The 3938-nt window shown below is 73.8% G+C and carries 1 protein-coding gene; it reads left to right on the forward strand.

All coding sequences use genetic code 11. The features are described 5' to 3' along the window. Positions 1–36: 36 nt before the first annotated feature. The coding region (locus ABZ564_RS32625; protein WP_360863114.1) for an SDR family NAD(P)-dependent oxidoreductase at positions 37–3938 on the forward strand (3902 nt) is incomplete at its 3' end.

Raw genomic sequence — 3938 nt, forward strand, 5'->3', positions numbered from 1 at the left:
GCCCGGCTCATGCAATCCGCACCGGCCGGCGGAGCCATGACCGCCATCGAAGCGACCGAGGAACAGATACAGCCGTACCTCAACGCGCACGTGACCCTGGCTGCCGTGAACAGCCCCACCTCACTGGTGATCTCGGGCGACGCGGACGCCGTACGGCACACCGCGCAGACATTGAAGGACCAGGGTCACCGCGTCCACCCGCTGACCGTCAGCCACGCCTTCCACTCCCCCCACATGGACCCGATCCTCGACGCGTTCAGGGAAGTGGCGCGGACGGTCACGTACCACCAGCCCCGCACACCGCTGATCACCGATGGCGACCCCACCAGCCCCGACCACTGGACCGACCAGATACGCGACACCGTCCGCCACCACGACCACATCACCACCCTCACCGGCAAGAACGTCACGACCTATCTGGAGCTGGGGCCCGACGCCTCTCTCACCGCCCACACACCCCACGCCATCCCGCTCCTCCGCAGGAACCACGACGAGGACCACACCTACCGCACCGCCCTCGCCACCACCCACGCCCACGGCACCCCTCTCGACCTGCCGGGACACGGCCGCACCGACCTCCCCACCTATCCGTTCCTGCCGACCCGCTACTGGCGGGTGCCGAGCCGTGCCACAGCCGGTCCCGAGTCCCTGGGGCTCGTGGCCGTCGCGCATCCCTTCCTCGGGGCTTCGGGCGAACTGGCCCAGCAGGGCGGCTCGGTGTTCACCGGCCGGCTGTCGCGCTCCGCCCACCCCTGGCTCGCGGACCACGAGATCCTGGGCCACGCCCTGCTGCCGGGCACGGCCTTCGTGGATCTGGCGCTCGCCGCCGGTGAGGCCGTGGAGGCGCCGAGGGTGGCCGAGCTGACGCTCGAAGCGCCGCTCGTGCTGCCCGCCGAGGGCTCGCTCTCGCTCCAGCTCGCCGTCGGCCCGGCCGGCACCGACGGCCACCGCACCCTCAGCATCCACACCCGGCCGGCCCCGGCGACCGACTGGACCCGCCACGCGACGGGCACGCTGGCCCCGCCGACCGCCGCACCCTCCGCCCTCCCGGACACCTGGCCACCGGAGCACGCCGACGCGCTCGAAGTCGAGGCGCTGTACGCACGGCTCGACCGGCTGGGGTACGCCTACGGGCCCGCTTTCCGTGCCGTACAAGCCGCGTGGAGCGACGGCGACGATTTCTTCGCGGACATCGCGCTCCCCGCTGAACTCGCTGAACAAGCAGTTCAGTTCCCGCTCCACCCCGCCCTGCTCGACGCGGCCCTGCATCCCCTGGTCGGCGGGGAGGAAGCGCGGGAGGACGGACGGCTGCCCGTGCCCTTCGCCTGGTCGGGCGTCGAGCTCTTCGCGACCGGCGCCACCGCGCTGCGTGCCCACTGGTCGTCCGGGCGGCTCACGGTCACCGATCCGGCCGGCAACGCCGTGCTGGCCGCCGATTCCCTCACCCTGCTTCCGGTCGACGCCGCCGCACTGGGCGCACCGGACGGCCGGGCGCCCGCACCCCACCGCATCGACTGGACGCGCGTCCCGCACCCCCTCTCCCCCCGTGCACACGCCGTGCACGTCGACGCGTTCACGGACCTCGCACCCGACGCACCCGTCCCGGACGTCGTCGTCGTGTCCGTGCCGCAGGGCCGCGAGGCCGCCGCGCACACGCTGGCGCTGGTACGGGAGTGGCTGGACGAGGACCGCTTCGGCAACGCCCGGCTGCTGCTCCTGACGCGTGGCGCACAGGCCGTGGCGGCCGGCGACTCCGTACCCGATCCCTGGTCGGCCGCCGCCTGGGGACTCGTACGGTCGGCGCAGTCGGAGCACCCGGGGCGGTTCGCCGTGGCGGATGTCGGCGCGGGCACACCGGACCTGGACGTGCTGGCCGGCGCGTCCCACGACGAGCCTCAACTCGCCCTGCGCGGTGGTGTTCTGTCCGCCCCCAGGGTCACCCGTGGCGGCGTCGCCGGCGTCCCGGAGCCGCGCGACTACGGCCACCGCACCGTCCTGATCACCGGTGGGACCGGTGGGCTCGGCCGACTGGTCGCCCGGCATCTCGTGGAACAACACGGGGCCCGGCATCTGCTGCTGGTGAGCCGGAGCGGTGAACAGGCTTCCGGTGCAGCCGAGTTGGCTCGCGAGCTGGCCCGATCCGGGGCCGAGGTGCGGTTCGCGGCCGTGGACGCGTCCTCGTGCGAGGAGCTGGCCGGGGCGCTGGACGCGATCCCGGCCGACCGTCCCCTGGGTGCCGTCTTCCACCTGGCCGGTGCACTCGACGACGTAACGGTCGAGGGTCTGACGCGGGACCGGCTGGAAGCCGTGCTCCGGACGAAGGCCGAGTCCGCCGCCCATCTGCACGAGCTGACGGCCGGCAGCGAGCTGAGCGACTTCGTGCTGTTCTCGTCGGTCGTCGGGGTCACCGGCAACGCCGGGCAGGCCAACTACGCCGCCGCCAACACCTACCTCGACGCCCTCGCCCACCACCGCCGCGCCCACGGCCTGCCCGCCGTCTCGCTCGCCTGGGGGCTCTGGGACCGGCCGGAGGGGATGAGCGGCACCCTCGGCGCGACCGAGTTGGCCCGCTGGGCGCGTTCCGGGCTCGGCCCGCTGTCCGTCGCCGACGGGCTCGCCCTGCTCGACGCGGCCCTCACGGGCGAGGACCCGGCGCCGGTCCTCGTACGCTTCGACACACCCGCGCTGCGGGCGCGGGCGGAGCAAGGCGCGCTGCCCTCCGTGCTGCGCGGGCTGGTACGCGCTCCGCGTCCCCGTGCCTCGGCCGCGACAGCCGGGGACTCCGGGACCGGAACATGGGCCCAGCACACCTCCGCTCTCCCGGAGGAGGAACGGTGGTCCGCCGTCACGGACCTGGTGCGGGCGACGGTGGCCACCGTCCTCGGCCACACCGGCCCGGCGGCGCTCGACGACTCGCGCGCCTTCCGTGACCTGGGCTTCGACTCCCTCGCCGGTGTCGACCTGCGCAACCGGCTGGCCACTGTCACCGGCCTGCGGATCTCCACGACGGCCGTCTTCGACCACCCCACACCCCGGTCGTTGGCGGCCCACCTGCTGACCCTCCTGCCGGGCGGCACCGCCCACTCCCCCTCCCCCCTCACCGTCACCGGCGCGCGGCCCGTCGGCCAGGACGACCCGGTCGTCATCGTCGGCATGGCCTGCCGCTACCCGGGCGGCGTGGCGTCGCCCGACGACCTGTGGGACCTCGTCGCGTCGGGCCGGGACGCCATCGGCGGCTTCCCCACCGACCGGGGCTGGGACCTGGCGGGCCTCTACGATCCGGACCCGGACCACCTCGGCACCTCGTACGCCCGCGACGGCGGATTCCTTTACGGGGCAGGTGAGTTCGACGCCGAGTTCTTCGGGATGAGCCCCCGCGAGGCCCTTGCGGCCGACCCGCAGCAGCGGCTCCTCCTGGAGACGGCCTGGGAGACGTTCGAGCGCGCCGGCATCGACCCGGGCAGTGTGCGCGGGAGCCGGACGGGTGTCTTCGCCGGGGTCATGTACAACGACTACGGATCACGGCTCGCGAAGGCGCCCCGCGATCTGGAGGGCTATCTGCTCACCGGCAACACGTCGAGCGTGATCTCGGGGCGGGTCGCGTACACCTTCGGTCTGGAAGGCCCGGCGGTGACCGTCGACACGGCCTGCTCCTCATCCCTGGTGGCCCTGCACCTGGCCGCCCAGGCCCTCCGGCAGGGCGAGTGCGATCTCGCCCTGGCCGGCGGGGTCACCGTGATGGCGCGTCCCGACACGTTCGTCGAGTTCAGCCGCCAGCGCGGGCTCTCCCCCGACGGGCGGTGCAAGTCGTTCTCCGCGTCGGCCGACGGAACCGGCTGGTCCGAGGGGGTGGGCCTGCTCCTGGTGGAGCGGCTGTCGGACGCCCGCCGCAACGGCCACCAGGTGCTCGCGGTCGTACGGGGCTCGGCGGTCAACCA

Source organism: Streptomyces sp. NPDC019224, from assembly GCF_040632605.1.
Classification (GTDB): Bacteria; Actinomycetota; Actinomycetes; order Streptomycetales; family Streptomycetaceae; genus Streptomyces.